The organism is Microcystis sp. M079S1, from assembly GCF_020246425.1.
In the GTDB taxonomy this organism is placed as follows: Bacteria; Cyanobacteriota; Cyanobacteriia; order Cyanobacteriales; family Microcystaceae; genus Microcystis; species Microcystis aeruginosa.
Genome location: NZ_JADBSZ010000076.1, coordinates 1 through 5021, shown reverse-complemented (window position 1 = coordinate 5021; position 5021 = coordinate 1). Strand labels below are relative to the sequence as shown.

The following is a 5021-nucleotide window of genomic DNA, read 5'->3' as shown; positions in this document are numbered from 1 at the left end:
GATTGACTTCAAGGGGTGACAAAACAAAGCGAGCAACTGGAACATCTCCCCCTAGATGTTAAGTCTGATTGCCTAGTCATTCTCAACAAGCACTGTTTATTGAGAATAAGCGGGGGAACCCTGAAATTTTCGGCTTAGTTGCCGGCAGCTTGCCGCCAACTCACTCCTCTAGATTAGTATTTTGACTCACGCCCCTTCCTCTTTTGAGACGTTGTGACACTTAGGGTGCGGAATGTGGGCTGTAAGTCCACTGTCGCCAATTACCTTCACCGCCGCTGATTTTCTCAAAGCGCAAGGGATAGGTTGTTCCGGCCCCGATATATGCGGTTCTGCCAAGGTAGTTGCAGATTTTCCCTTTGCTTCCCCACCTTGGATTCCTTCTCTCCCACACGCTCCCAATGCGCGATGGATTAACTGGGAGGTCGGCCCGTCACCGAGTTTTTATGGTTCTCCAGCAGCTTCGGTGCTATATGCCTATCGTTTTAACGTACCTGAACCAACCATCAACAGCGCTGCGATCGAGATGTATTGGGCAGTAGATGATATTTTGGGAGAATTTATTCCAGGATTTCCTGATCCCAACCCCATTGGAGTATATATTAACGGTGCTCCTCTTAGTAGTAGTTTCAGCGGTGCGGGTCGTTTTCCAGAATATTCTGCTTCTCAATCTGGAATTGGGGGTTTCTTAAACCCAGGACCAAATAACTGGCTTTATGTTTACCAAAGAGATGCTGGCGGTGCGTATAGCGGTACTATTTTCTGCGCAAGTATCAGTGTTAATGTTCCTTCTTCCGGACGCAAGCCTTGCGCTGCTCCAGTTCCCGAACCCAGTTCTATCATTGGTCTTGCCGTCCTCAGTACTCTCGGCGCAGCTTCAACCCTCAAGCGCCAAATAAAATCATCCAAACCATCAGAAAAAGAAACCACAAAAGTAGGCTAAATTGCTTCTAAAAATCCAATAAATGCCCCCTTCATTCAGAGTTGAGGGGGTTTGATTTTTTTAGCTCTCTTTCTCTTACCCATTAGTTGCTCAAAAATGATAAGATAGATGCAATAAACCAGATTGAGTCTGAGGAGAAATCAAAAAGGCAATTTATTCAGACTAAAGCCAAAATCAAAGATGGACAATTAATTATCGAGCAACCCCATCAAGATTTGCCAACAGACACAGAGGTTGAACTTGTTATTATTGTCCCCGATAAAAACAAACAAGTTGAGTTTGAACAAGCGCGTACTAATATGCAAGCTGCATTTAAAGAAGCAGGTATCGAAACTCAGGAACAGATTTTAGAGCTTATTCGTGAAGTTAAGCAAGAACTGTTTCATGAGCGTTATGAATGAGGAGAATTTTTTTAGATATAAATATCTACATTATTGGTCAATTAAAACCTCTTTCACCAGCAGAACAAATCCTTAAATGGTTAGGATATTATACTCCCAATAATCAATCTTCAATAAAACACAACTATTATCTTTAAGCTGATAGATAACAGGATAGCCGCTACTTTTGCCCTTGTGAATATTGCTGTTTTTGAGGCGACTTTAAAGACAGTGTAACCTGTTTCTGGGATTTGATCGCCGATGAACTTGCCTATCTCAAGGTGATCAGTTAGGGGTTAAAGGTCAGTACAAATGCTAAGATAGTGTTGGGCGAGGATGGGAAGTCGATCCTTGAATTGATCAGAGAAAAGGAGTTTAAAGGATGAAAATGACTTATCTGGAAGCCACTGCCAAATTTTACAGCGAAGTAGCCCAAACTCCTGAAGTGGGGCTATGTTGTGTCCAAAGCAGTCCTTTGCAACTGCCGGGGTTAAAAATCCCCGCCATTATGCAGGAGATGAACTATGGTTGTGGCACGACGGTGCAGGTTAATGAATTGGGCAATTCTCCGAGGGTTTTGTATGTGGGTGTGGGTGGTGGTTTAGAAGCACTGCAATTCGCCTATTTTTCCCGTCGTCCGGGGGGAGTGATTGCGGTGGATCCAGTGCCAGAAATGCGTTGGGCAGCCCAAAGAAATCTCGGCGAAGCGCTGCTGGAAAATCCCTGGTTTAGTCTCGATTTTGTGGAAATTAGAGATGGTTCTGCTTTTGAATTGCCGGTGGAGGATGCCTCCGTCGATGTGGTGGCGCAGAATTGTCTTTTTAATATCTTTAAACCAGCCGATTTACAGTTAGCTTTATGGGAAGCTTTTCGCGTCTTAAAACCGGGAGGACGTTTACTGATGAGCGATCCGATCGCCCTTCGTCCAATTCCCGAACATTTGCAAGAAGATCAGCGTTTACGCGCTATGTGTTTATCGGGGGCCTTGACCTACGATGATTATATTAAACAGTTGATCGATGCTGGTTTTGGTCAGGTAGAAATTCGGGCCCGTCGTCCCTATCGTTTACTGGACTGTCAGAGTTATAATTTAGCCGAGCCGCTCCTCTTAGAAAGTTTGGATTCCGTTGCTTTTAAATTAGCTATTCCCGAAGATGGGGCCTGTATTTTTACGGGCAAAACTGCTATTTATACTGGTACGGAGGCAATTTTCGATGATGGTGCTGGGCATATTTTAGCCAAAGGATTGCCAGTGGCCGTCTGTGATAAAACTGCGAGCAACTTAGCTCGTTTCTCTGCCGAAGATATCCTCATCACTGAGTCCACTTGGCACTATAACGGGGGCGGTTGCTGTTAAAAAAGCAGCGTCGAGACAATTTCGATCCCTCAGTTATCAGTTATCAGTTATCAGTTATCAGTTATCAGATGTGAGTTATCAGTTATCAGTTATCAGTTATCATTGATTAGAACGTAGGTTGGGTTGAAGCATGAAACCCAACGCTATTTAAGGGTTTAGGCTCATTTAAACTACTAATTTGCTATAATCAGTCTAGGAGAGCCTCAGTTATTAGATGTGAGTAATCAGTTATCATTGATTACTGATTACTGATTACCGTTCACTGATTACTGATTACTGATTACTGATTACTGTTCACTGTTTACTGATGACTCTCCCATGACTCCTTTTGTTGAGAAACTAAAAACTCCTTTAACTAAGCAAAAAATCTCGGTTCTGCAAATTAATTTTGGGAAAAAATGTAACCTTGCTTGTAGCCATTGTCATGTGGAAGCTAGTCCGGTTCGCTCCGAAGAAATGACTCCAGAAGTGTGCGAACAAATTATCGAACTGATCGCAAGATTTCCCCAAATTAAAACCGTCGATCTGACTGGCGGCGCTCCGGAAATGCTCTACGGTTTTAAACCGATTGTGGAAATCTCTAGAAAGGCTGGGAAAGAGGTAATTGTGCGCTCGAATTTAACTATTTATTTCGAGAAAGGATTTACTGATATTCCTGAATATTGCGCTGGCCATCAGTTGCGGGTGGTGGCTTCTTTACCCTGTTATCTTGCCGATAATGTGGATAAAATGCGCGGTCTGGGAGTCTATGATCGATCAATCGCCGCTTTACAATGGTTAAACCGTCTCGGCTACGCTCAAGACCCGAATTTGATTGTGGATTTAGTCTATAATCCCCAGATTCCTAAGTCAGATAATTTTTCTCTCACACCGGATCAGGTATCCCTGACACGGGATTACAAAAAGTTCTTGCAAGAACATTTTAATATTTCTTTTAACAATCTATTTACTATCACTAACCTACCCGTCGGAAGGACACGCTTCCATCTGGAACACCGGCAACTCTATCAACCCTATATTCAATTCCTCGAAGACCATTTTAATGGCGATACTGTCGAGCATTTGATGTGTCGTAATCAGCTTTCCATTGATTATTTGGGTAATATCTATGACTGCGATTTTAATCAGATGGAAGATCTGGTCGCTTGCACCGGTCAAGGCCAAAAATTAACCCTGCCAGATTTATTACAAGCGGGTACTTTAGAGCTAATTGCAGAGGTACAAACCGCTTCCTATTGCTACGGTTGCACTGCCGGCAGCGGTTCCAGTTGTGGGGGAGCTTTGATTTCAATCTGAACAAGTGTACTGAATTGACACCGCGTCTCGGAAAATTTAGTACAAATGCTCGGACTAGCTCTCCCTGCTACCAACTCCGGTGCTGTCTTAACGAGTAATCTTAGATAGTTAAAAGTTTAACCGATGATTAGGGACCGGAAAAAACCGCCGATTCGATATCTTGGCGACTAAGGGAGTATTTAAAAGCGCGATTGATGTCACTGCCGTCATTGGCTGCCCGAAAGTAACGAACGGTGATTTCTTCGATATCGAGGCAGATTTCCGCTTTCCATGTTGGTTTTTCGACGATCCAACAGTGGATATTCTCGGTATTTTTCCGACAACCTAATTTAACTAGCCATGCTTCGATCGCCGGTAAGGGATGATTATAGAGGGGAGTATCGGCAGTGGGAATCTTCATCGCATCTAAATCAAAAATAATTGGGCTACAGTGACAGCATTCTCTCCTCGAAGCATAGCAATAATCACCGCTAGTAACAAGCAGCCCAGCAGGGTGAGTGCCAAGATAAACAAAGCAAAAATTTCTCCCGAAGATAGGGGACGATCGGTCGGATCGAGATAGGCGCTACGATTAGCTATGGGTTGATCGCTATCGGGGATAGTTTGGATGACATTCCAGCGCGAGTAACCTATCTGTAAATCATACAGGGAACGGCGATCGGGATTACTCAGGGTGGCATAAGCTTCGTTAAGACGCTGGAATTTAACCGTTGCCACTTCGGGGCTGAGTTCGGTAGTATCGGGGTGGTATCGTTTGCTGAGTTCCCGATAGGCGCGTCGCACTTCGATCACCGAAGCACTCGGATGTAGTCCTAGAATGGCATAATAAGTATCGGCAAAGCGCGAGTTAGCGGCAATGACTCGCGAAGTGGTTTGGGAATTATCGCGCTCGAAGGTCACAAGATTTTTTACCGAAAAATTGGGTTTAAAGCCTCGCCCTTTTAGGGCGACTTTATGTGATGTATGATATTAAGAATAGCGGGCCGGGTAAGCAACCGCTTAAAAAACCCAGTCATCGCAGGATGAACGCACCTTGAAAACTAGAGTT

Annotated in this window: 6 protein-coding genes; 4 read left to right on the top strand and 2 right to left on the bottom strand. The window is 44.0% G+C overall.

Annotation, left to right across the window (positions count from 1 at the left end; all coding sequences use genetic code 11):
- Positions 1-232: 232 nt before the first annotated feature.
- From IM456_RS04955 to arsS, 4 genes are all read left to right on the top strand, one after another.
- On the top strand, positions 233-940 hold the full coding sequence (locus IM456_RS04955) for a PEP-CTERM sorting domain-containing protein (RefSeq protein ID WP_287692232.1): 708 nt from the start codon (positions 233-235) through the stop codon (positions 938-940).
- 86 nt (positions 941-1026) lie between these two features.
- Positions 1027-1341, top strand: coding sequence for a hypothetical protein (locus IM456_RS04950; RefSeq protein ID WP_253881237.1), 315 nt, complete (start codon positions 1027-1029; stop codon positions 1339-1341).
- Positions 1342-1702: 361 nt separating this feature from the next.
- The gene (arsM, locus tag IM456_RS04945) at positions 1703-2677 is read left to right on the top strand and encodes an arsenosugar biosynthesis arsenite methyltransferase ArsM (protein WP_287692230.1); all 975 of its coding nucleotides are present in this window, start codon (positions 1703-1705) and stop codon (positions 2675-2677) included.
- 318 nt (positions 2678-2995) lie between these two features.
- On the top strand, positions 2996-3973 hold the full coding sequence (arsS, locus tag IM456_RS04940; protein ID WP_149986932.1) for an arsenosugar biosynthesis radical SAM (seleno)protein ArsS: 978 nt from the start codon (positions 2996-2998) through the stop codon (positions 3971-3973).
- Positions 3974-4100: 127 nt separating this feature from the next.
- On the opposite strand, the gene IM456_RS04935 is transcribed toward arsS, so the two are convergent.
- Positions 4101-4373, bottom strand: a complete 273-nt coding sequence (locus IM456_RS04935; RefSeq protein WP_004163459.1) for a DUF3143 domain-containing protein — start codon at positions 4371-4373, stop codon at positions 4101-4103.
- Between the two features lie 5 nt (positions 4374-4378).
- Positions 4379-4873, bottom strand: coding sequence for a J domain-containing protein (locus IM456_RS04930; protein ID WP_149986933.1), 495 nt, complete (start codon positions 4871-4873; stop codon positions 4379-4381).
- Positions 4874-5021: the final 148 nt, after the last annotated feature.